This window comes from Brevibacterium sp. SIMBA_078, from assembly GCF_046534565.1.
In the GTDB taxonomy this organism is placed as follows: Bacteria; Actinomycetota; Actinomycetes; order Actinomycetales; family Brevibacteriaceae; genus Brevibacterium.
The window spans coordinates 1-268 of the sequence record NZ_JAWRYQ010000255.1; the positions used below are offsets into that span (position 1 = coordinate 1).

Below are 268 nucleotides of genomic sequence, written 5' to 3' on the forward strand. Positions count from 1 at the left end.
GGATTGGTTCTTCCATCTAACTATAATGCTAGCAATGCATTAAAGAGTGCCTTTTTTAAGCTTCAAGAACTGAAGGATAAAGATGGAAGACCCGCATTAGAAAGTTGCTCTCGTGAATCTATTGCTAATTCATTATTGGATATGGTTGTACAAGGTTTAAGCCCTGCAAAAACACAATGTTATTTCATTCCGTACGGGAAACAATTACAACTAAATCGTTCATATTTTGGTACACAAGCAGTCTTGAAACGTTTGACCAATGTTAAGG

Annotated in this window: 1 protein-coding gene; it reads left to right on the plus strand. The window is 36.2% G+C overall.

What is annotated here, in order from left to right; translation table 11 throughout:
• Positions 1 to 268 (plus strand): recombinase RecT (locus SB749_RS19635; protein WP_410711783.1); only part of this gene is annotated, 268 nt, incomplete at both ends.